This window comes from Pseudomonas brassicacearum, assembly GCF_003732225.1.
In the GTDB taxonomy this organism is placed as follows: Bacteria; Pseudomonadota; Gammaproteobacteria; order Pseudomonadales; family Pseudomonadaceae; genus Aquipseudomonas; species Aquipseudomonas brassicacearum_E.
The window spans coordinates 206,555-229,161 of the sequence record NZ_MOBJ01000008.1 but is presented as its reverse complement, the minus strand read 5'-3'; the positions used below and the strand labels follow the sequence as shown (position 1 = coordinate 229,161).

20 protein-coding genes are annotated in these 22,607 nt (G+C 59.5%); 9 read left to right on the top strand and 11 right to left on the bottom strand.

What is annotated here, in order from left to right; translation table 11 throughout:
- Window positions 1-237: 237 nt before the first annotated feature.
- Window positions 238-3,135, bottom strand: a complete 2,898-nt coding sequence (locus tag BK659_RS13120) for an AAA family ATPase (RefSeq protein ID WP_123425484.1) — start codon at window positions 3,133-3,135, stop codon at window positions 238-240.
- A 340-nt stretch (window positions 3,136-3,475) separates the two neighbouring features.
- On the opposite strand from BK659_RS13120, the gene mhpA reads away from it, so the two are divergent.
- Together mhpA and BK659_RS13110 are read left to right on the top strand one after the other, a co-directional pair.
- A complete protein-coding gene (gene mhpA, locus BK659_RS13115; protein WP_123425483.1) occupies window positions 3,476-5,134 on the top strand; it encodes a bifunctional 3-(3-hydroxy-phenyl)propionate/3-hydroxycinnamic acid hydroxylase MhpA in 1,659 nt (552 codons plus the stop codon).
- 2 nt (window positions 5,135-5,136) lie between these two features.
- Complete coding sequence (locus tag BK659_RS13110) at window positions 5,137-5,781, top strand: TetR/AcrR family transcriptional regulator (protein WP_123425482.1); 645 nt, start codon at window positions 5,137-5,139, stop codon at window positions 5,779-5,781.
- Window positions 5,782-5,803: 22 nt separating this feature from the next.
- On the opposite strand, the gene BK659_RS13105 is transcribed toward BK659_RS13110, so the two are convergent.
- Complete coding sequence (locus BK659_RS13105) at window positions 5,804-7,039, bottom strand: NADH:flavin oxidoreductase/NADH oxidase family protein (RefSeq protein ID WP_123425481.1); 1,236 nt, start codon at window positions 7,037-7,039, stop codon at window positions 5,804-5,806.
- Window positions 7,040-7,403: 364 nt separating this feature from the next.
- Between BK659_RS13105 and BK659_RS13100 the strand changes: the two genes are divergently transcribed.
- From BK659_RS13100 to BK659_RS13080, 5 genes are all read left to right on the top strand, one after another.
- Window positions 7,404-8,018, top strand: coding sequence for a TetR/AcrR family transcriptional regulator (locus BK659_RS13100; protein ID WP_123425480.1), 615 nt, complete (start codon window positions 7,404-7,406; stop codon window positions 8,016-8,018).
- Between the two features lie 88 nt (window positions 8,019-8,106).
- Window positions 8,107-9,198 carry a VOC family protein gene (locus BK659_RS13095; RefSeq protein WP_123425479.1) on the top strand — a complete coding sequence of 364 codons (1,092 nt, stop codon included), beginning with the start codon at window positions 8,107-8,109 and terminating at the stop codon, window positions 9,196-9,198.
- An 83-nt stretch (window positions 9,199-9,281) separates the two neighbouring features.
- The gene (locus BK659_RS13090; RefSeq protein WP_123425478.1) at window positions 9,282-10,238 is read left to right on the top strand and encodes a fumarylacetoacetate hydrolase family protein; all 957 of its coding nucleotides are present in this window, start codon (window positions 9,282-9,284) and stop codon (window positions 10,236-10,238) included.
- A complete protein-coding gene (locus tag BK659_RS13085; protein ID WP_123425477.1) occupies window positions 10,238-12,139 on the top strand; it encodes an acyl-CoA synthetase in 1,902 nt (633 codons plus the stop codon). The genes BK659_RS13090 and BK659_RS13085 overlap by 1 nt, the downstream gene beginning before the upstream one ends.
- 161 nt (window positions 12,140-12,300) lie before the next feature.
- Window positions 12,301-13,620, top strand: a complete 1,320-nt coding sequence (locus BK659_RS13080; RefSeq protein ID WP_123425476.1) for an outer membrane protein transport protein — start codon at window positions 12,301-12,303, stop codon at window positions 13,618-13,620.
- Window positions 13,621-13,770: 150 nt separating this feature from the next.
- On the opposite strand, the gene BK659_RS13075 is transcribed toward BK659_RS13080, so the two are convergent.
- From BK659_RS13075 to pcsA, 3 genes are all read right to left on the bottom strand, one after another.
- Window positions 13,771-14,391, bottom strand: a complete 621-nt coding sequence (locus tag BK659_RS13075; protein WP_123425475.1) for an isochorismatase family protein — start codon at window positions 14,389-14,391, stop codon at window positions 13,771-13,773.
- Between the two features lie 77 nt (window positions 14,392-14,468).
- Complete coding sequence (locus BK659_RS13070; RefSeq protein ID WP_123425474.1) at window positions 14,469-14,867, bottom strand: DUF488 domain-containing protein; 399 nt, start codon at window positions 14,865-14,867, stop codon at window positions 14,469-14,471.
- 11 nt (window positions 14,868-14,878) lie between these two features.
- On the bottom strand, window positions 14,879-15,580 hold the full coding sequence (gene pcsA, locus BK659_RS13065) for a phosphatidylcholine synthase (protein WP_401116623.1): 702 nt from the start codon (window positions 15,578-15,580) through the stop codon (window positions 14,879-14,881).
- Between the two features lie 319 nt (window positions 15,581-15,899).
- Here pcsA and BK659_RS13060 point away from each other — a divergent pair, with 319 nt between their 5' ends.
- Window positions 15,900-16,598, top strand: coding sequence for an AzlC family ABC transporter permease (locus tag BK659_RS13060; RefSeq protein WP_123425472.1), 699 nt, complete (start codon window positions 15,900-15,902; stop codon window positions 16,596-16,598).
- Entirely contained in the window at window positions 16,598-16,909 is a 312-nt protein-coding gene (locus tag BK659_RS13055; protein ID WP_185015364.1) for an AzlD domain-containing protein, read from the top strand. The genes BK659_RS13060 and BK659_RS13055 overlap by 1 nt, the downstream gene beginning before the upstream one ends.
- Window positions 16,910-16,918: 9 nt before the next feature.
- On the opposite strand, the gene BK659_RS13050 is transcribed toward BK659_RS13055, so the two are convergent.
- The 6 genes from BK659_RS13050 to BK659_RS13025 form a co-directional block, all read right to left on the bottom strand.
- Window positions 16,919-17,827 carry a MurR/RpiR family transcriptional regulator gene (locus BK659_RS13050; RefSeq protein WP_123425470.1) on the bottom strand — a complete coding sequence of 303 codons (909 nt, stop codon included), beginning with the start codon at window positions 17,825-17,827 and terminating at the stop codon, window positions 16,919-16,921.
- Window positions 17,828-18,092: 265 nt separating this feature from the next.
- On the bottom strand, window positions 18,093-18,857 hold the full coding sequence (locus BK659_RS13045) for an ABC transporter ATP-binding protein (protein WP_123425469.1): 765 nt from the start codon (window positions 18,855-18,857) through the stop codon (window positions 18,093-18,095).
- Between the two features lie 18 nt (window positions 18,858-18,875).
- Window positions 18,876-19,988 (bottom strand): succinylglutamate desuccinylase/aspartoacylase family protein, encoded by a 1,113-nt coding sequence (locus BK659_RS13040; protein WP_123425468.1) that lies wholly within the window; start codon window positions 19,986-19,988, stop codon window positions 18,876-18,878.
- 9 nt (window positions 19,989-19,997) lie between these two features.
- Entirely contained in the window at window positions 19,998-20,693 is a 696-nt protein-coding gene (locus BK659_RS13035) for an ABC transporter permease (protein WP_054597892.1), read from the bottom strand.
- A gap of 17 nt (window positions 20,694-20,710) precedes the next feature.
- Window positions 20,711-21,400 carry an ABC transporter permease gene (locus tag BK659_RS13030; RefSeq protein WP_123425467.1) on the bottom strand — a complete coding sequence of 230 codons (690 nt, stop codon included), beginning with the start codon at window positions 21,398-21,400 and terminating at the stop codon, window positions 20,711-20,713.
- 185 nt (window positions 21,401-21,585) lie between these two features.
- Window positions 21,586-22,362 carry an ABC transporter substrate-binding protein gene (locus tag BK659_RS13025; protein WP_123425466.1) on the bottom strand — a complete coding sequence of 259 codons (777 nt, stop codon included), beginning with the start codon at window positions 22,360-22,362 and terminating at the stop codon, window positions 21,586-21,588.
- Window positions 22,363-22,607 lie beyond the last annotated feature (245 nt).

The following is a 22,607-nucleotide window of genomic DNA, read 5'->3' as shown; positions in this document are numbered from 1 at the left end:
GAAAGTTCGACGACAGCGTAGGCCGTCCCCTGGGTCGAGTCGTAAGCGAAAGGTCAGACTTCGGTCGGGACTGCACCGCTCCCACAGAAATTAATGCCGGTAAGTTAAGGGCTTGAACACCGCAACCCTGTGGGAGCGAGCTTGCTCGCGATAGCGGCGGGTCAGCCAATATTGATGCTGAATGTACCGCCGTCATCGCGAGCAAGCTCGCTCCCACAGGGTTGCGCCCTTAACTCTTCAAGCTGGCTTGGCAGCCTGAAGCAGCGAGCGCGCGCGTTTCACCAGCTCGGTTCCATCCGTTTCGGGCAACTGCTCAACCAGCGTCGCCAATGTCTGGTAGTCCTCCGTCGTGGCGTCGTGGTGCTCGCACAGTTCGACCAGTGCGAGCAGTTCCAGCCACGGAGCTTCCTGGGCACGAGCCTCCTCAATCGCACGTCGCACCGCAGTGTTGCCGGCGTCGAGCCGGCCCTGCATCCGCGCAATCGCTGCCTCCAGCAGCAATAGTTGCGGCAGGTATACGCGCTCGCCCAGTTCTTCCCCGACCCGTAGTGCTTGCTCCAGCTCGACTCGCGCGGCGTCGCAATCACCCGCCAGCAGCAACGCCTCGGCGGCGTAGCCGAGCACTTCGCTGGCACCGGAGCGCATGCCGAGCCCGGTGTGTTCTTCGTAGGCCTCGCGGATGCGCCGGTAGCCGTCGCGCGGCGCACCGCTACGCGCGTCGGCCCAGCCTCGCCACCAGCGGCAAGCCGTCCGCCCCAGTGCCAGAGAATACTCATCGACCAGCTTCTGCATGTCGTCAGCCAGTGCTGCCACACGCACAGGGTTGCCCATCCGCACCTCGATCAACACTTCCTGCCAGGTGGCGACCAACCAGGTCATAGGTTGGCGAAGCACCTGCGCGCGGGTCCGCGCCCGCTGCATGTGGGCTCGACCTTGCTCAACCAGACCAGAACGCACGAGCTCTATGGCCAGCATTCCGTGCAGCATGACCTGCGGATCGGCCGCAAAAATCTCGTTCGCCCCGATGTCCAGCGGCTCGGCAATCGCGAGGGCGCGCTCTAGCCAACGGCGGGTCGTCTGTGTGCGACCCTGAAGGTGATGCACCTCGCCCTGCACGATGCACGCCGCCAGCATGAGCGCTGGATCGTTCGTCTCGGACGAAAGAGTTTCGGCACGTTCCGCCACCTCCAGCGCCAGCGCATAGTCACCGCGCAGACCGAGCAGATAGCCGAATCCGTGCAGCAGGCGACCGCGCATTGGATGCTCGGGTACATCCGCTAGCAATGTGTACGCGCGTTCGAACGCGTTCCTGGCTTCGTTGCCGACACCGAACGTGTGGAAAGCCGACACCCCCAGCAGCGTGGCCAAGGTAATTTCGAGCGCATCGCGCTCGGTCCCTTCTGGTGCCTGCGTCAGCAGAACCAATGCGCGCTCAGTCAGGCCGATACACAAGGCCGGACTGAAGTGCAGCAGCGCGGCTTCTGCGGCCTCGGCGTAGTAACGCAGCGCGATCATCGGCTGCCGAGCGCGGTCGAAGTGCATTGCCAGCTCCGAGGCAGCAACCGGCACGCCGGCCGTGCGCTCGTGTTCGAGGGCAGCGCCAACCTGGCGATGGAGGTGGGTGCGCAATGAGCGCGGTGTGCGGTCGTACAGCACCTGGCGGAAGAGGGCATGCCGGAACGAGTAGGGGGGCTCTACCGACTCTTCAACGTCGGTGGCCCGCGACCGTGTGAGCCATACCTGCTCGCGCACCAGTTCCTCGCAGGTGTCGGTCACAGAAGCGAGGTCGCGCTCGAGGGCCAGCGAAACTGTCTCGACCCGGAATTCGACTCCGCACACCGCTGCCGCCGAGAGCAGTGCACACTGCTCCTGTCCGAGCTTGGTGATGTAGTGATCGATGATGGCCGCGAGGTTCTCGGGGACCGCCAATCCCGTCAGCCGAGCCTCGATGGTGGCGTCGTCGTCCGTTGGGTCCATCACGTCACTGATGATTGACGATACGAACAACGGCACACCGTCAGTGCGCTCGTGCAGGGCACGCACGAAAGTTTCATCTCGCGCCAACGAGGCCGAATGCAGTGCGACATAGTCAGCGACCTCGGTTTCCGAGAATGGATCGAGCACCACTTCCTCGCACAGACGTTGCAGGCGCAGTTCGTGGCGCAACGAGCTGAGCGGATGATCGAGCGCTACCACCTCGGCGAGGCGGAAGCTCGACAGCCACATAAGCCGCGTACGGCCACGTCGCCGCGCCACATAGTCGATGAGCTGGACCGTCGCCCGATCGCTCCAGTGCAGATCTTCGGTCACCAGCAACAGCGGGCGCTGCTCCGTGTAGCGGTCCAGCAGTTCGCCCATTTCCCGCAGCATGCGATCCGGACCGATGCCAGCAAGTTCGCGCCGCAATGCATCTCGCTCCTCCGTAGTGCTCAGCCACGGCAGTTGCAACAGCCAGGTCGGCGCCACGGCGCGCATCAGCGCCGGGAGGGTAGGGTCGCTGCGGCACAGATCGGCCAACGCCTCCAGCACCGGCAAGTACGGCTCGCCGCTGCCGTAGTGTTCCACGCAATGGCCGCGTGCGCAGGCGATGCCGCCAAGGCTGGCGAGGAAATGTTCGATTAATGTGGTCTTGCCAATCCCCGGCTCTCCGGCGAGCCAGACCACTGCACGGTGGCCGCCGTCAGCTCGCCCCCACGCCCGTTGCAGCCTTGAGACTTCATCGGTGCGACCGATGAATGGCGGCGACGGATGCGCAGCCGCCGCAGGTAACGTCGTGGATGCAGACGGCATCGAAGGTGCAGGGGACGGCGCGGCGATGAACCGATAACCGCGCCGCGACACAGTCTCGATGAAGCGGGGCTGCCTGGGGTCGTCGCCCAACACCTTGCGCAGATCGCTGATGGCCGTCTTCAGCACCGAATCGCTGACAAACCGATGCCCCCACACTGCATCAAGCAAGGCATCCTTGGTCACCAGCGATCCCGGCTGGCGTGCAAGTACGCACAGCAGAGTGAAGGGAGTCGGCGCTAACGCCACGGCTTGTCCGTTACGTAACAAGCAGGCGTTGGCCTCGTCGAGCTCGAACTCGACGAAGCGGAGCTGGACCGGGTTCGGATGGGACTGCGGACGCGCCACGATCGATTCCTGAAGATTAAAACAAAGTTGTGCGCTGTGAAGCATGGCTCCAATGACAACGCTGATCGGCCCGGAAGCCAAGCCTCGCCGGTCGGAAACTGACGCAAGCGTGACTTCACTCCTCAGGCATCTGGATTCATCTCTTCGGAGCGGACTCGATTCGCCCCACTCCTGACCCCCTGAGCACAGCCCACGTGGTCTCATTTTGGTGTGGTAATGATCTCAAAAAAATAATGACAAAAATATCAATATTGAAATATGTCTCAATTTTTCATATCTTCACATGGCCTGACGATGAGACCTGCGCGTCCCACGACTTCAATCACAACAAGGGCTCGATATGAACAACAACAAGAAAGTATCCGAACTGCCTCCCAACGCCGTCGATGTGCTGGTCATCGGTAACGGTCCGGTAGGTGCGACAATCGCGGCGCTGCTCGGCCGCTATGGGGTCAAGACACTGGTACTGGACAAGCTCCATGAGATCGTACTGATGCCCCGCGCCATTGCCCTGGACAACGAGGCGCTGCGTATCCTGCAACTTGCCGGATTGTCGGAGGACGCTTTCGAGAAGATCGCTATCCCTGAAGTAAGGATGCACTCCCCGGTTCTCGGGCAATTCGGTCGCGCCAACACTGCCGGGTGTATCGACGGCCATCCCAAGCTTGTGACCTTCTATCAACCCGACCTCGAACGAGCGATGCGCAGCCAGGTTTCCCGGCTGAAGTCAGTGACCAGTCTGGGCGGCTTCGAGCTCGAGAGTCTGGTCGAGGAGTCGGACTGCGTCGTCGCCTCCGTACGGGATCAGGAGGGTCACTCGCATTCCGTTCGCGCCCAGTACGTGGTCGGTGCGGATGGCGCAAGCTCCAGGGTCAGAACACTGATTGGCCAGGAGTTCGAAGGGCAGACCTATGCGGAGGATTGGCTGATTGTCGATGTCAAGAACCGGCATAAGTCAGCGATTGATCACATCGAGTTTCTCTGTGATCCACGGCGCCCAACGCCGCACATGCCCGCACCCGGCGGCAGGGAGCGCTGGGAGTTCATGCTACAACCCGGCGAATCGCGCGAAGAGCTGGAAAGCCCGGAAAGCATAGCCCGGCTGATTGCGCCATGGATCAAACCGCAGGAGCTGGAAATCGAGCGCAAGGCTGTGTATCGATTCCACGCGCGCTGCTGCAACAGATTCAGCAAGGGACGCGTCTTCCTCGCTGGCGACGCAGCGCACATTACCCCGCCTTTTGTCGGGCAAGGTCTTGTAGCGGGACTTCGAGATGGCGCCAACCTGGCCTGGAAACTGGCCTGGGTCCTTCGCGGCCATGCCGCGCCTGCGGTGCTCGAGACCTATGACATAGAGCGCCGTCCCCATGCTCAGGCGATGATCAATCTGGCGAAACTCATGGGCCGCCTGGTGATGCCCAAGAACAAGATCGCAGCTTTCTTCATCCACGGCCTGATGCGCATGCTGACGTTGACTCCTGCTACCCGTAGGTATTTCGAACAGTTGGACATCAAGCCGAAGAACATCTTCAAACACGGTCTGTTCGTGAAGCACTGTCGGGGCGACAAGCTGGTACGTGGCAGCCTGTTTCCCCAGGCCTGGGTTCGCAACATGCAAAAGCAGATCCAACTGAGCGACGATGCTCTTGGGGACAACCTGACCCTGGTTGGTTTCGGCGTAGACCCATTGTCACTGCTGACCACTGCTCAAGTCGTTTCATGGGAAAAAATGGGCGGCCACTTCCTGGAAATCAAAACACGCGGCCAACGCTCCGGCGGCCGTTGTGACTTCATCGAAGACATGAACCATGACATCCTGCCGCTGGCGGCTAAAGGCACGCTCGTCGCGATTCGCCCCGACCGTATCATCATGCACCACGCCCCTGGCGCAGAAGTGGCCAGTTTCCTCAGAGACTGCCGAGGTCTTTTGGCCAGCGATGATGTCACTGCCGATAGCGTTTCCATTACCATCAACGAACCACCTCGACTAAGAGCCTGAAGATGCCGTCCCCCATTTCTCCTTCAGTAGCCACTGCGCAAGAGCCTCTCACTCGAGGCCACAAGAAGCGTGAACGCACCCGTCGCGGCCTGGTGGACGCGGCATTGCGTCTTGTCGCGCGTAAGGAGGTGGGGGAGATCGCACTGCTCGAGGTCGCCGCGGAGGCCGAGGTGTCCAACGGCACCATCTACAACTACTTTCGAACGCGCGATGAAGTACTCGAGGCGGTTGGCATCGCCATGGCGACCGAGTTCTCCGATGCCATTTCCGCCCTGAGCTCGGACGTGCACTGCGGCGCACAGCGGCTTTCGATTGGCGTGCGCATGTTCGTATGCCGGGCCGCGTATGACCATCAATGGGCCAACGCACTGCTGCGCATTATCCATTCCGATCAGACCATGCGCTCGCGCTTGGCTGCCCATGTGCTTGGCGACCTGCGTGAAGGTCTGCGCACGGGCATTTGCGCTTACGAGGACGAAGGGATCGCCCTGGACATGGTCGTATCGTGCACAACCGGAGCCATGCGCTCGGTTGTCGAGGGGCGTGCGGTGGCGGAGCACGATCAGCGGGTCGCCGAGATGATTCTCAAGGCTCTGGGCGTAACACCTGCCAGAGCCAAGCGAATCGCCAGTAAGCCGCTACCCTAGTCCTGATGTTAGCTTCGGCCCGTTAGCCCCGGCCAATCCATTGCCGATAGTTCTTTGCCTGGCGACGAGATTTCAGCTGATTGCCGATCAATGCCATGAGTGGCGACGTCGTGGGTTTTGTCCGCTTCCCTTGGCTCAACAAGCCGAGCTGCTTCTTGACGACCGACGCCAATGCAAGCGATGCCAGTGCCTTGTTCTTCCAGCCGACGACGATGGGCTCCACTTCAGTGTTCTGACCTGCCATCCACTGGCTTGGCAGGGCCGGTTCGATTGCCAGTGCAGTGGCAAGCCCCACCATCGACACCGAGCCGCTCACCACTCGCTCCGCGACCTCCTTTCTACGCACGCCGCCGGTGACCATCAGCGGCATGCGCGCAATTTCTCCTATCTTCTCCGCGCACTCGAGAAAATAGGCTTCTCGAGCCAAGCGGCTGCCATCGCGGGTCTGTCCCTGCATCGCCGGGCTTTCGTAGCTGCCACCTGACAACTCGACCAGGTCGACCGCTTTGGCGTTGAGCATTTTCACCACGCGAGCCGCATCCTCAGCATCGAAACCGCCTCGCTGAAAGTCCGCGGAATTGAGCTTCACAGCGACGCAAAAGGTCGGTGCCACTCGCTGACGTATGGCGTCGATGGTTTGCAGGAGAATGTGCGCGCGATTTTCCAGGCTGCCACCCCAGCGGTCGCTACGCCTGTTGGTCAAGGGCGACAGGAATTGGCTGAACAGGTAGCCATGCGCTGCATGAATCTCCACGCCGGTGAATCCGGCACGCTCGGCCAGCACTGCAGCATGGGCATAGCGCTCAATCAGCTCTTCGATCTCCTGCTCATTCAAGGCCCTGGGTGGCACAAAAGCCTTGGATAGTCCGGGAATGTCGACGGCAACCGCGGAGGGCCCCCGTGCTGATTGCCCCATTGAAGCCAATAGCTGCCGTCCGGGATGATTGATTTGCATCCAGGCCTGGGCTCCGCGACTGCGGCAAGCATCGGCCCATAGACTGAATTTGCCCAGGTTCCGATCGTCCTCAAGCACCACGCCAGCCGGTCCGGTCAAGGCGTGGCGATCAACCATGACGTTGCCAGTGATGATCAGGCCGGCCCCACCGTCCGCCCAACGCCGATAGAGCCTGGCCAGCGCTTCCCCTGGAGCGTGATCCTCATTGGCAAGGTTCTCCTCCATGGCAGCCTTGGCGATTCGGTTTGGAATCACCGTGCCGTTAGGCAATCGAAGCGGTTCGAAGAGCTTTGAGCCGGTCATGTTCTGTCCTTCAGTTGATGAAAAATCGGCCAGCCGTCGGGAAGGACCAATACCTGAGGAGCAACGTAGGCACGGTGCTCCTCAGGTTTGTTGAGGTCCTGGTTTACATCAATGGGCCGGTTTGATGGCTCTACCGAGAAGATGAGCCAGAAGTACGACGGAGCTGAACACGCGTGTTCAATTAAGTCAATATGTAGAAATCTAAAGACCCTTCATGGACCTCGCCACATCGCTCATAACATTCAGATTCATGAGGCATAGAGCGGTTTTTTTTGTGATGCGCGCCCTTGATTCAAAAATCCTTGTTGACGTCAGCTGAACACGAGTGTTCAATTCAGCCATAAGGTAATTCTGGAGAGAGAGCGTGAAATCCCTAAATCCGATACAGCGCCGCATTCATCAAGCCGCCTTTCGCCTGTTCGCTGAAAAAGGCACCTCTCAGGTGAACATCCTCGACCTTGCGCAAGAGGCAGGAGTGGCGCGCGGAACGATCTATAGCAATATCGACAGCATGGGAAACCTGTTCGAGGAGGTCGCGGGCTATCTCGCGCGGGAGATGCATGAGCGCGTCAACAAGAGCTTCAACTCCCTCTCCGATCCGGCTCAGCGTCTTGCCAATGGCATTCGATTCTTCATTCGTCGAGCTCACGAGGACCCTCAGTGGGGAGCATTCATACATAAATTCGCCATGAGCAACTCTTCGTTGCGCGAAATGTTTAGCAGCCAAGCGACTACTGATCTTCTGAGCGGGATATCCAGCGGGCGGTACACGTTTGCGCAGGATCAATTGCTCTCAGTACTGACGCTGATATCGAGCAGCGTCCTCGGCTCGATTTTCCTGGTGCTGGAAGGGCATAGAACGTGGCGCGAATCGGGTTCTGACACGGCCGAGCTAGTGCTGCGGGCATTGGGTGTGTCTCACGAGGAGGCTAGAGCGCTGGCAACCAAAGAGTTGCCGGCACTTCCCCCTCTCGACTGAGCGCGGTAACTGACTCAACAAAAAACACCTCTGGCATTTTCAGGGGGTCGGGGATCGCTTTGCCCTGAAAAACCGGAAAACAAGAACAATGAACAACAAAAACCAAATGCCCCAGTTGACGACACAACATCCTGCCCGGCATCCGCAGCCGACGGTGAAGGCCCAGGATCTGACTCACCTGATCTTTCAAAGGCCGGACTTGAACGAGGCGGCACGTTTCCTGACTGACTTCGGCTTGACGGTCAGTCATCAGAACGCCGATACGCTCTATCTGCGCGCCACTGGACCGGCTGCCTATTGTTACCGTGTCCATCGTGCAGAACATGCACGCTTTGTCGGGTTCGGACTGGCAGTCCGGTCTCTCGAGGATCTGCAAAAGCTGGCTCGAATCCCGGGCGCGTCACCGGTCGAGAAATCGGCACATCCCGGCGGCGGGCATTACGTCAGACTGACTGATCCTTGCGGGTTCATTGTGGAAGCTGTATGCGACCAGGCTCCAGGTAAAACGCTGGTACACAGAGCCCCACTTCCCTGGAATCTGGCGCAAGAGCAGCCGCGCATCAACTCCACGCAGCGCTCGCCGATTGCTCCGCCTGAAGTACTCAAACTTGGCCACATCGTGATTGAAGTGGCTGACTACCAGGCGACCTGTGCCTGGTATACGCAGCATTTCGGGTTTATTCCCAGCGATGTGCAGGTACTCCCCGACGGCACACCTATCGTCGCTTTCATGCGCCTTGACCTCGGTGAGATACCCACGGCTCACCATACGCTCGCGATAGCGCAAGGGTTCATGGCTACCTATAGCCATAGCGCCTATGAGGTCGTCGATGCAGACGCGGTGGGCATGGGGCAGCGCGTCCTGCGGGAGCGGGGTTGGGAGCACTCATGGGGAATCGGCCGGCACATCCTGGGCAGTCAGATCTTCGACTACTGGCAAGACCCTTGGGGCGATAAGCACGAGCATTACTGCGACGGGGATATCTTCACGGCCGTACACCCTACGGGCATTCATCCCGTGAGCCCCGAGGCAATGGCGCAGTGGGGGCAGCGCATGCCCAAGAGCTTTACAAAACCCAAGATGAACTTGACCAATCTGCGTGCGCTGATCCGCAACCTGCGACGCAGCCCGGACCTGACCATTCGCAAGTTGATAACGCTTATGCGGATGTTCGGGTAATTCCGCCAGCCCTTCCTAAGAACAACAACCACAGTTCTCGCGCCGCCGCGCGCGGGACAAACACTGCTCCAGGAGTACCTTCAATGTCTGCTGTACACGTAGTCCGCTTTGAGTTTCAGAACGGTATTCACTGGGGCGTGCTACGCCAAGGCCGTATCACTGTTGTCCCCGGTGTTTTTGAAACCACCGGTGACTTCATTCGCCAGAACAGTATCGACGACCTCGCTCGAATGAACGGTACGGAGTTGGAGGAGGGCGAAGTGAAACTGTTGTCGCCGGTGACCCGTAACCAGCAGTTCGTCTGCCAGGGCGCCAACTACCGTCAGCACATGATCGAGTCGGGCATGGACCCGGATGCAAAGAAATTCAACATGATCTTCACCAAGGCGACGAGTTGCCTGGTGGCGGCTGACAGTGACCTGATCAAGCCGCGCAGCGTGCGCTTCCTTGACTACGAGATCGAACTGGGGCTGGTGATGAAACGCGCGATCACCGGCGCTGTTGCTGTCACCGACGCCAATCTGCATGAGTTCATCGCAGGCATAGTCATCGTCAACGACTACTCGGCTCGTGACATTCAGATTCCCCAGATGCAGTTCTACAAGGGCAAGAGCTTCCGCACTTTTGGCCCGGTCGGCCCCTACCTCTGCCTTCTGGATGCCAAGGACATGCATTACCTGAAAGCACTGCAGTTGCGCCTGACGGTCAACGATCAGGTGCGACAGAACGACAGCACGGCGAACCTGGTTTACGGCCCCGCTGAAACCCTGACCGAGCTCTCCTCCGTGCAAGATCTCGCCGTTGGAGACCTGATCGCCACCGGCACTCCTGCCGGCTGTGCGCTAACGGTACCTTCGCCTGCCAAACAGCGTATTGCGGCCCTGATGCCAGAAGCCACCAAGTGGAAGCTTTTCCTCAAGGCGCAGGAAGGCCGGACGCAGTATCTCAAGCCGGGTGATGTGGTCGAGGCGCGCATTCGCAGCGCCGATGGCGTGATCGACCTTGGCGTGCAACGCAACCGAGTCGTGGGGGAAGCCTGATGACGGTACAGACCCTGAGCGACATCGAAAATATCGAACGAGTCCCCTTGTCGGAGCGCGGCCTGGCTTCCAGCACTTATGAAGCGCTGCGACAGGCGGCCAAGTGCACCCCCCGGGCGCCGGCGCTAAGCTTCTTCGCCGATGCCGCCGATTTCAAGCACACCTATGAGTGGAACTACTCCCAGCTTTTCGCGGATATCACCCGCGCGGCGAATGCCTTCCATGACCTGGGCATAAAACCGGGCGAGGTACTTGCCTTCATCCTGCCCAACCTGCCGGAAACTCATTTCACGATATGGGGAGGGGAGGCGGCAGGCATCGTCATGGCGATCAATCCTCTGCTCGAAGCCAATCAGATGGCTGGCTTGCTGAATGCCGCGAAGGCATCTGTGGTGGTGACGCTCGCGCCGACTCCGGGCAGCGACCTGTGGCCCAAACTGGCTTCGCAGCTGGATCAGTTACCCGCGATCAGGAGTGTCGTTTGGGTCAGCATGGAACCCTATGTCACCGAACTTGTGCGTGGGGCCCTGAAAGCCGTGGCACTCAAGGAGCGAGAATTACACAGGGGGATCGCGATCCACGATTGGCTATCGCTGATGAATACTCAACCGCACACATACCTGAAGAGCGGTCGGCAAATCCGCCCGGATGAATGCTCCTCCTACATCTGTACCGGTGGCACCACCGGGCTTCCCAAGATCGCCGCGCGCACCCATGGTTCTGAAGTATTCAATGCATGGGCCGTGGCCGCTCACTTGCAGCCGCGCAATGGTGGCCAGGTTATCTTTTGTGGTCTGCCACTATTTCATGTCAATGGACAACTGGTGACTGGACTGGTGCCTTGGACTCAAGGCGACCATGTGATCCTTGGGACGCCTCATGGGTATCGTGGCGAGGGGGTGATCGGACGATTCTGGGAGATGGTCGAGCACTTCGGTATCAACTTCTTTTCCGGCGTACCCACTGTCTATGCGGCACTTTTGCAAAATGAATGGCAGGGCCGCGACCTATCCAGTCTTCGTTATGCAATGTGTGGCGCCGCACCAATGCCGGCTGAGCTTTTCCGTGAATTCGAGAGCCGGACCGGGGTGAAGATCCTCGAAGGCTATGGCCTCACGGAAGGTGCCTGTGTCTCCTCGGTCAATCCTCCCCATGGCGAGCGCCGTATGGGCTCCATCGGGATACGGATCGCCTATCAGAATATGCGCGCGGTCTTGCTCAATGACGCCGGAGAGTACCTGCGTGACGCCAACGTGGATGAGATCGGCCTGATCACGATCAGTGGCCCGAACCTCTTTGGTGGCTATCTGGAGGAGAGTCATAACCGGGGCCTTTGGATCGATATCGATGGTCAGCGCTGGCTGAATACCGGCGATTTGGGACGCCAGGATGCGCAGGGTTACTTCTGGCTGACCGGACGCAAGAAGGAGTTGATCATCCGCGGCGGCCACAACATCGATCCCAAGCAAATTGAAGAGGCTTTGCAGGCGCATCCCGCCGTGGCCTTAGCCGCTGCAATCGGCAGCCCTGACGTCTACTCGGGCGAGGTGCCGGTCGCCTACGTTCAACTGCGACCCGGGCAAGCCTGCAGCGCCGAAGAACTTGAGGCGTTCGCTCATCTCAACATCAGCGAGCGGGCAGCAGTTCCCAAGCGCATTGAAATTCTCGAAGCGCTGCCACTGACTGCCGTGGGCAAGATATTCAAGCCCGCCTTGCAGCAGCGGGAGATTGCCAGAGTGGTCCATAAGGAAGTGGAACGCCTGGGGCTTTCGGGTATTGCAGTGGAGGTCGTGCAGGATAATCGCCGTGGGCATGTCGCCTGTATCAGGGCCGGAACTGGTCGAGAAGTCCTGGCTCCTCTCCTGGGACACTATAGCTTTCAAGTCGAGTGGCTTAAATGAGCCCGAATTCGCTTCCGTAAGTCCAGCACACATGCCCTGGTACTAATCCGCCAGGGTTTTTTACACAACTTCTACCCACTCCAACCGGCACTGACAAGTGCACAGGAAGGCGAAGCCTTGCCTGCGTGCAATCAACAAAAACAATAAATAAGAGGTGGAATATGCAACTGAATAGCCGTGCGGTCCCGTGTCTCTCTGCTCAGCGAACGTGTGCTGCGTGGATCAAGTTCACCAGTGCCATGGCACTGCTCAGCGCCTCTACAATTGCAGGCGCCAATGGTATTGCGCTTAACGAACAAAGTGCCAGCAGTGCGGGAACTGCATATGCGGGAAGGTCGTCATCCGCGTTGGACGCCAGCACCATCTACGGAAACCCTGCAGGCTTGACCAAGTTACAGCGCAGTGAGATTTCCGGCGGGGCCGCGATCATCTCGGGGAGCGACGACATCAGTGATGCGCAGAGCAGTGTCGCAGGAACGAATAAGGGGGACTCGGTACCTTTGGCGGTCGTGCCCTTCGCCTATATGTCGACGCCGCTTGATGATCGTCTTTCGATTGGTCTGGGCCTCTATGCTCCGAGTGGTCTGATCAATGACTACGAGAGCAGTTTTCAGGGCCGCTATCATGGTTCCTATAGCTCGACCAAGGAGGTAACCCTGCAGCCCACCATTGCCTATCGGATCAATGATTATGTGTCCATTGGTGGCGGACCGACCATAAACCATTTCGATGCAAACCTTCAGAATTACTTGGCCACCGGCGCCCTGAACAATGGCCAGGACACACGGGTCACCATCAAAGGCGATGACACGGCAATTGGCTACAACGTCGGCCTCTTGGTTGACGTGAGTGATGCAACGAGTTGGGGGATTAACTATCACTCGAAGGTGAACTATCACCTCAAAGGGAATACTGAGGTTTCCGGCTCCCCAAGCGTTATCCCGCTGGACGGAAAATATCCCGCCAAGATAGATCTTACTATGCCCGAATCGGTGGATACGTCCATCACCCATCATTTCAATAGTCGCTGGACGGGATACCTGGGGACCACCTGGAAACGTTGGAGCCGGCTCGAAAAGTTCGAGGCAATCAACAGCGATGTTTCCGCCCTTGGCCAGAGTGCGGGTCTGGAGCGTGTGGGCGAACCATTGAACTGGCACGACACGTGGTCCACCGCAGTGGGCACATCCTATCAATTGACCCCGCAATGGCTGATGCGCGCAGGCTACGCCTATGATCCGTCGCCCGTAGGAAATGCCGATCGCAGCGTGCGCGTTCCGGTGGGTAACCGCCAAGTCGTGACCTTGGGCGGCGCTTATTTGCCGACTCCCGATCTGACGATAGACTTTGCTTATGGTTATCTCTGGGATTCCAAAGTCTCGGTAAAGCAGTCGAACAACTCCGGCCTTCAACCTGAATACAGCGCCAATTACGAAAACAGTGCGAATGTATTTTCAGTGCAGGCAACCTATCGGTACTAATCGAAACGCCCCCCTTTTTAAGGGGGGCGTTTCGATTTGCAGGTCCCGTTACCGTCAATGAATCGTTTCATGGTCACCCCCTGCGAAAGATACTCAAGGGTAAGAGACGGTTGTTGGCCCAGCTTTGCCGCGTGCTGAATCGGTAGGCGCTCAACTGTGCGAGAAGTACTGCTTCAGGCCATACACCAAGCCGGCGAAGGGCATGTCGAGCGCAGCGTAGACGGCCTCGGCTTCGGGGGCGGCGTTGTCGGCCAGAATCTCGACGGCGACGCTCGAATAACCGACGGGGATCACGCCGGCCTGCTGCATGCGCGCTACGCCCATGTCGACTTGCGTCTGGGTGAAGCCGCCGGAAGCATCGATCACGGCATAGCTGTTGAAGCCGTCGGCAATGGCCGAGATCGCCGGGAAGGCGAGGCAAACGTCGGTCGAGATACCCGTCACGATCAGGTTCTTGCGACCGATCGCCTTGACCGCATCGACGACGCGAGGCTCGTCCCAGGCATTGACGCTGGTGCGCTCGATGCGCTTCATGCCCGGTAGCGCTTCGGCGAGTTCGGGGATCAGCGGCCCCCACATCTTCTCGGTCGTCGTGGTGACGATGATCGGCAACTTCAGCGCCAGCGCTGCCTTGGCCAGGCCGACGACGTTGTGCTTGAGGGCCAGTGTGTCGATGTCGCGCACGCCGGTGTAAAGGCCGACCTGATGGTCGACCAGCAGCAGGATGGCATTTTCGCGGGTCAGGCGTTCGTGGAGATTGGGCGAGTTCATGGCAAGGCTCTCCTGGGCGGGTTGGGATGCCTAAACATTATAATCCGGGAACAATCGGGCAAAATGAGAACCATCGTCTATACGACCGGCGCGACAACCTGTGCCCCACGAGCATTCAACAGCTCCCGCAACACCGAACGATGGCAGTGGCGTTCTTCCTTGCAGTAGCAGCCGATGGCCAGCGATGTTTGATGGGACAGGGCGGCCAACAGATCCAGCAGTTGGCTGGGCGCCGGGTGGTTCATTTCGGCCTTGAATCTGCGTCGAAAGGCTTCCCAGTCTTTTTCGTCTTCCGCAGCTTTGGCTTCGGCCACCAACTCTGGGCTGGGGGAGAGCACGGGGAGCCAGGTGTCGTAGAAGTCGCGGCTGGCGAATTCGGCTTTCGGAACGCCGCGAGGTGGGCGGCGGACCGTGCCCAGGCGCAGGCCTTCATGGGGTGTTCGGGGTGAGCCGAGTTGCACGATATGGATAGGCATTCATGCCTCCATTAGTGATGGGTGCGCTCGAGCCAGTCCGCGGCGGTGCGGCAGATGCAGATCCCCAGAAAGTAAGCCGACATCGCGAGCCACAGTCCCATGACCAAAGGATTGACGGTCGGGTGGTTGAGGACCAGCGACAGGCTGCACAGCAACCAGATGGACGTTACGGCAATGTTGATCGGCATGAACCGCCGCACCCGAAACGGGTGAAGGAACTTCATCCGGGTCACCGTCAACAGTGCCAGGCCGATGATGGTGAGCAGCGTCAGCCAGGGTGTCGGCGCAATGATGTAGAGGCACAGGGTGACGACGTTCCACGCGGCAGGGAAGCCCTGGAAGTAGTTGTCCTTGCTCTTCATGTTGACGTTGCAGAAGCAATAGAGCGACGAGACCAGGATCACCGAGGTGGTCAGCAGCGGGGTGTAGGCCGGTAAGTCGATGTAACGGTAAATGAACAGGGCCGGGATGAACACGTAGGTCAGGTAGTCGATGACCAGATCCAGCACCGACCCGTCGAGATGCGGCAGTACCGTTTGGACATTGACCTTGCGTGCCAGCGAGCCGTCCACGCCATCGACGATCAGCGCCACGCCCAGCCACAGCAGGCAGGCTCTGGGCTGGTTATCGAACAAGGCGAGGGTCGCCAGGAAGGCGGTCACCACGCCGGTTGCGGTAAAACCGTGGGCGCCCCAGGCTTTGAGCGTGGCCATGCGTCGGGTCGTTATCAAGGGGCGTTCTCCAGCAAATGAAACGGGCCAGTTGTTACCACCGACGGGGTCACCGGAAAACTTGGCCAGACTGCACCTATCGACCGGGTATCCGGCGATAAGGTTCACCTGCACTCAAACGACCCGAAGTCGGCACTCATTAAAAATAGACCATCTCTCGTCACTGCCTTGTCTATCGAGCAGTACTTTTTACCTGTCCGCGCTCAATCACCCGCCTGGAACTGCAATTGCGCAAGATTGTTCAAGACAGAAGGCTGATCGGCTGACACAGTCAGAGACCTTTCCTTCGTTGTAGAGAGCTATGTCTGACAATCTATTGCCGCGCAGTGCTTTCCTGCGCGGTGCCGCCGCCGTAATGCCCTTGTCCCTGGCGACTGCGCCGTGGGGGCTGTTGGCGGGTTCGATGGCCATTGAGGCCAACCTCACTCCACTGCAAGGCCAGGGCCTGTCGAGCATTGTCTTTGCTGGCGCTGCGCAACTGGTGGCGATCGGGATGCTCAAGGGCGGTGCGGGGATTTTCTCGATTCTGCTGACCACCTTGCTGCTGACGTCACAACACTTGCTGTATGGCATGAGCATGCGCCCGGTGGTTTCGCCGTTGCCGGGTCGCTGGCGGGTAGGGCTGGGCTTTTTGCTCACCGACGAGTTGTTCGCGCTGACCAGTCAATATGACAAACAGCAGTTCAATCGTTGGTACGCCCTCGGGGTGGGCCTGACCTTTTATGTGGCGTGGAATATCTTCACTTTGGCCGGGATTGTGCTGGGCAGCAGCATTCCGGGTCTTGAGCATCTGGGCCTGGACTTCTCCATCGCCGCCACGTTTATCGCGCTGATTACCCCCGTGGTGCGCAACGTTCCGACGGTCGTCTGTGTGGCGGTGTCGCTGTTTTGCTCGGTGTTGTTCAACTACTGGCACTGGGGCTCGGCGCTGGTGCTGGCCGGCTTGCTCGGGATGAGCGCCGGGTTTATCTGCAACAAGTTTTATGGAGAGCGCACATGATGGTCTGGGCGGTTATTTTCGGCATGGGCTTGCTGGTGTTCCTCAACCGCTACGTGTTCCTTGAACCACGCTTGCCGGTGCGCTTGAGCAGCAACGCGCGACAGTTTCTCGGGTTTGCGGTGCCGGGCATGCTCACGGCGATCTGCGGGCCGATCGTGTTCATGCCCGACCATCAATTGAACTTGCAGTACGATAATCCGTACCTGATCAGTTCACTGGTCGCCATCGGCCTGGTGCTCTACACCCGCAGTACCTTGATCAGCATGCTGCTGAGCATGGGGTTCTTTTTTCTGCTGCGCTGGTGGCTGTGACGCGCAGCCTCACTTTTTCGAGGTTTTGCTGCTGCCGGGAATGTGCAGGTAATTCATCACGCTTTCGGTGAGTTCGGTCGCCAGTTTCACGGCCTCTTTGTTACGCGCCATCACCCCGGCGACCAAGCCTTCGATCAAGGCCAGCACGGCGATGTTGGAGCTGGTCAGCACCGGGTGGTCGGCGGGTGCAAACAGCACATGCTGGGCAATGTGGGTCAGGGGCGAGGCGGGTGAGTCGGTGATCGCCAGCACGGTCGCGCCACGCTCAAAGGCAAAGCGCGACAGTTGCAGGGTGTCGAGGGAATAACGCGGCAGCGAGATCGCCAGCAGCACGTCCTGGTCGGTAATCGCAGCCAGTCGATAGGCCGCGTTTTCGTTGCCGCCTTCCATGCTGATTGCCGTAGCGTCAGCGCAGAACGGCATCAGTGTCGAGGCCGCGAGACCGGCCATATAGACGCTGTTGCCAAACCCGAGGATGTAAATCTTGCGCGCCTCGATCAGGCAGGTGACCACGGCTTCGAAGGTATCAGGGTGGTTGTTGGTGCCGGCGGTGCCGAGGTTGCTGGTAGCGCTCTGGATTTGTTCATGCAGACCGAATGCACCACCGGGGCGGTGCGCCAGTTCGTTGCGCAGTTTGTCCACCGGGGACACCATCTGCTGCAAGGTCGCCACCAGCTCGGCTTTCATACCGCTGTAACCCCCCAGGTCCAACGCCTTGGCCAGTCGGTTGACCGCCGCCGGAGAGGTGGAGGTTTCATGGGCCATCTCTTCGATGGTCAGGGTCGCCGCCTTCAGCGGATGACGCAGGATAAAGTCCGCCACCTTGCGCAGCGACGGCTGCAAGTCGGCAAGAATTTCTGCCAGTTTGCGCATCACCGGCGCAGCGTAGACCGTGGTGTTTTTCGAAGGAGTAGGCATAACCGGCTCAACATCCGCTGGAGATTGGAAGGGACCAAGCATGGTTCCCGACATGAATGCATGGATATCTACACATGTGATCCGATCACCCGTAGGAGCTGCCGCAGGCTGCGATCTTTTGATCTTCGGCGTCCTTTGTAAACGCCAAAAGATCGCAGCCTGCGGCAGCTCCTACGAGAGATTTAGAGAGGTGTCGATACCGATGGGCGCCAGTGTATCCGAAGCCGACCGTTGGCGTGCAGCACGCCAACGGTCGGCGAACGGCTTACTTCAGGCTGCCGGCCAGAAACTGCTGGAGGCGTTCGGACTGTGGGTTGACCAGCACTTCACGCGGGTTGCCACGCTCTTCGACCTGACCTTTGTGCAGGAACACCAGTTGGTTCGACACTTCACGGGCAAAGCCCATTTCGTGGGTCACCACCACCATGGTCCGGCCTTCGAGCGCCAGGTCCTGCATGACTTTAAGCACTTCGCCGACCAGTTCCGGGTCGAGGGCCGAGGTCGGTTCATCGAACAGCATCACTTCCGGCTCCATCGCCAGCGCGCGAGCAATCGCCACGCGCTGCTGCTCGCCACCCGACATGTGCGCCGGATAGGCGCCCATGCGGTGGGCCACGCCGACCTTGTTCAGGTAGTGCTCGGCTTTTTCCCGGGCGAGCTTCTTGTCCATGCCCAGCACATGCACCGGCGCTTCCATGACGTTTTCAAGGGCGCTCATGTGCGACCAGAGGTTGAAGTGCTGAAACACCATCGCCAACCGTGAGCGCATGCGTTGCAGCTGTTTCGGCTCGGCCGCCTTGAGCCCACCGGTTTTGTTGGCGACCAGTTTCAGCTGCTCGCCATTGAGCAGGATGTTGCCTGAGTTGGGTTGCTCCAGCAGGTTGATGCAGCGCAGGAAGGTACTTTTGCCTGAGCCACTGGAGCCGATGATGCTGATCACGTCGCCGGCTTTGGCTTCCAGGGACACGCCTTTGAGCACTTCGTGGGTGCCGTAGCGTTTGTGCAGATCCTGAATTTCAAGTGTGTTCATGATGTCGATTCTCTGGAGTCAGTCGCTGAGCAAGCGACCCTGGCGAATGGGGGTAGAGCCTGCGACCTTGGCCAGCCACAGCCCGGGTTGGGCAAAGCGCAGACGTTCGCGGGCATAAAGGATGCCGTCGGTGCTGGCCGTGACCACGCTGTGGCGATCGGTCAACGGATCCATCACTTCAAACAACGGGTCACCGACCGAGACCCGAGCCCCCAGCGGTTGCAGAAAACTCACCACGCCGGGGTGTGGCGCATAGGCGTATTGCGCGCCGGCGAAGGGCGTTGCATCGCAGCAGGTGGACGGCGCGTCTGGCCAGTCGCCACGGATCAAGCCTTGTTCGGCCAGATAGCCGAGGATTTGCTCGGCACTGGCCATGCACGGTTCACGATCGGTGTCGGCCATGCCGCGCAGTTCGATGGTAGTCGCCACGCAGGCCAGCGGAATGTTTGCCTGCGGGAACAGTTCGGCCAGGCGCAACCAGGGAATCGCGCAGGCTTCATCAAAGGCATTGCCACCGGCGTCCTCGGCCAGCAGAACGGCACCGGCGTCGAGGCGTGCGGCCAGTGAACGCAGGCGCGGCCAGTTTTGCGGCAGGGCATACAGCAACATGATCGACTCGAAATCGCAGTGCAGGTCCAGCACCACATCGGCATCGCAGGCGTGCTGCAACAGCAGGCGGCGCAGGCCGTCGAGTTCCGATTCGGCCAGCGGCATGTCGGCGATGACCTCGACCATCGCGCGACGGATCAGCGCCACGTTGGCCTCGGCATCCGCGCCCAACTGGCCTTCCAGGTGCACGGCCACGGCTTCGGCCAGTTCCGGAAAGTCCCGGTTGAAGTTCTTGCCGCTGTTGAACTCGAAGCGCCCCTGATGGGTGGCCTGGAACATTTGCCCGATACCGATCGGATTGGCCATCGGCACCAGTTCGATCACGCCGGTCAAGCGGCCTTGTGATTCCAGCTCGCGCAGACGGCGCTTGAGTTCGACGGCGACGCGCATGCCGGGCAGTTCGTCGGCGTGCAGGGACGCCTGAATGTAGGCCTTGCGTGAGCCACTGCCGAACCGAAACAGCGACAGCGTGCGTTCAGTGCCGCAGGCGCTCCAGGGCAGGACGTAATGAATGTGCTCCATGGGATTTCCTTAATGCTTGCGTGGGGCCAGGTACGCCAGCCAGTGACGTTCGGCGAGTTTGAACAGGCGCACGAGAATGAAGGTCAGGGCCAGGTAGATCAGGCCTGCGGTGATGAACGCTTCGAACGGCAGGTAGAACCGCGAACTGACGGTACGCGCCGCACCGGTGATGTCGACCAGGGTGACGATCGACGCCAGGCTGGTGGTCTGCAGCATCATCAGCACTTCATTGCTGTACTGCGGCAACGCCCGGCGCAGGGCCGACGGCAGCAGAATGCGGCGGTACAGGGTCAGGCGCGACATGCCCATGGCCTTGGCTGCTTCGATTTCGCCGTTGGGTGTGGACTTCAGACTGCCGGCCAGCAGTTCCGCACTGTAGGCACTGGTGTTGATCGCAAAGGCCAGGCAGGCGCAAAAGGTCGCGCTGGACAGATACGGCCAGAGCACGCTTTGGCGTACCGCTTCGAACTGCGCCAGGCCGTAATAGATCAAAAACAACTGCACCAGCATTGGCGTGCCGCGGATGGCGTAGGTGTAGAGCCAGGCCGGGAAGTTGATCAGCGGCGAGCGGGAGACGCGCATCAACGCCAGCGGAATGGCCAGCATCAGGCCAAAGGCCAGGGAAATCAGCAGTACTTTGAGGGTCAATAACGCGCCACTGAAATACAGCGGCAGGTTTTCCCAGATCAGGTTGTAGTCGAGCATGGTCGGTTCGCTCCCACTCACAGAACGGCGGCTTTGATGCCGACCGAGTAGTGTTTTTCCAGTGCGCGCAGCACCAGCAACGAGACACTGGTCAGCACCAGGTACAGCGCCGCCACCGCGAGGAAAAACGTAAAGGGTTCGTGGGTCGCGTCGGCGGCGTTCTTGGCCTTGAACATCATGTCCTGCAGGCCGATCACCGATATCAACGCAGTGGATTTGGTCAGCACCAGCCAGTTGTTGGTGAACCCGGGAATCGCGAAGCGAATCATCTGTGGCACCAGAATCCGCCAGAACACCTGGGCGCTGCTCATGCCGTAGGCCGCCCCGGCTTCACCCTGACCTTGCGGGATGGCCATGAAGGCACCGCGAAAGGTTTCCGAGAGGTAGGCGCCGAAGATGAAACCCATGGTGCAGACACCCGCCACAAACGGGTTGATGTCGATGTAGTGGGTATAACCGAGCCCGAGGGCAATGCGGTTCACCAGGTCCTGGCCGCCGTAGAAAATCAGCAGAATCAGTACCAGGTCGGGGATACCGCGAATCACCGTTGTGTAGCCTTCGCCCAGTGTCGACAACCATTTGAGCGGCGAGAGGCGAAACGCCGCGCCGATCAGACCCAGGGTAATGGCCAGTGCCATGGAGCTCAGAGCCAGATTGATCGACAGCCAGGCGCCATCGAGAATGCTCGATCCGTAGCCGTGAAGCATGATGAAGTTCCTCACCCGAAGCGCCGGCAGGCGCGCGGGACCATACGGGTTAATTGCTATCAATCAAGGTGCAAACCTGTGGGAGCGAGCTTGCTCGCGATGGCGGAATATCAGTCAACATTGATGTTGAATGTGCTGCCGTCATCGTCGGAACGCCGCCCGGAGCAAGCTCGCTCCCACAAGGCTTATTCGCCGTAGATATCGAACGCGAAGTACTTGGCCATTACCTGCTGGTACTTGCCATTGGCACGGATCGCATCAATCGCCGTGTTCAGGCGTGCCGCGTTCGCGGTATCGCCTTTGCGCAGCGCAATCCCGGCGCCTCGGCCGAAGTATTTCGGGTCATTGATGTCCGGTCCCACGAGGGCGAAGCCGTTCCCGGCGGGGGTCTTGATGAAGCTCTCATCGGTGTTGACGCTGTCGGCGAGGGTGGCGTCCAGTCGGCCCGATGCCAGGTCCAGCGAGGCTTCGCTTTGCGATGAGTAGCGCACGACCTCGACGCCGGCGGGTGCCAGTTGCTCGGTGGCGTAACGGTCGTAGGTCGAGGAGCGTTGCACGCCGAGTTTCTTGCCTTTGAGATCGACCTTAGGGTCGTTGAGGACCTGGCCGGCCTTCATCGCGAACTTACCAGGGGTGTGGTAGTACTTTTTGCTGAAGTCGACTGACTTCAAGCGGTCGTCGGTAATCGACATCGACGACAGCACCGCATCGATCTTGCGCACTTTCAACGAGGGGATCATCCCGTCGAATTCCTGGATGACCCACTGGCATTTGATCTTCATTTCTTCACACAAGGCGTTGCCGATGTCGTAGTCGAACCCGCTGATGTTGCCTTCCGGGGTCTTGAAGGAGAACGGCGGGTACGCGGCTTCGATACCGATACGCAGACTGTCTTCGTCAGCGTGGGCCAGGGTGCTGACGGCGCAAAACGCCAGAGCAGCCAGAAGTCCTGTCTTGTTCATATTGTTGACTCCGTGGATAGGGTGTTTCGGGGGTGAATGCCTTCCGGTCTGGCGGGGGTGTGCAGCGGGTTGCGTGTCCATGGTGCATATGATTGACATGTTTTATTTCATAAATCAATTGCGTGAAAATAAAAATATCAAAACGAGCTGTTGTGTCAGCCAGACGGTCATGGCGCAACAAGGAGAATTGAGCGGCGAAGGTTGATGGCGGGAGGTTATAAAGTCAGATCATATTGGTATAAGTG